This is a genomic window from Psychroserpens mesophilus (assembly GCF_050617655.1).
GTDB lineage: Bacteria > Bacteroidota > Bacteroidia > Flavobacteriales > Flavobacteriaceae > Psychroserpens > Psychroserpens mesophilus_A.
Genome location: NZ_JBODQC010000442.1, coordinates 1 through 241, shown reverse-complemented (window position 1 = coordinate 241; position 241 = coordinate 1). Strand labels below are relative to the sequence as shown.

At 43.6% G+C, this 241-nt stretch carries 1 protein-coding gene; it reads right to left on the bottom strand.

Annotated elements, in window-relative coordinates; all coding sequences use genetic code 11:
* On the bottom strand, positions 1-241 hold a 241-nt coding region (locus tag ACRHNM_RS17925), incomplete at both ends, for a hypothetical protein (protein ID WP_431137990.1).

Sequence of the window (241 nt, the reverse complement as noted above, 5' to 3'; positions counted from 1 at the left end):
GTAATGGTTTGCGTATTTGAAACTGAGTTGCCACACTCATCAGTAGCAGTCCAAGTTCTGGTAATTGTTTCTGTGTTACCACAAGCAGCGACAGAGCTGTCCGTAAACGTAACAGTGGTTGTTCCACAGGTATCTGTAGCAGTAGCAGTTCCAGTAGCAGAAGAATCAGTACTTTGTGTACATTCCACAGTAGCATCAGCAGGAACTGTTAAAGTTGGTGCAGTATTGTCTTCAACCGTAA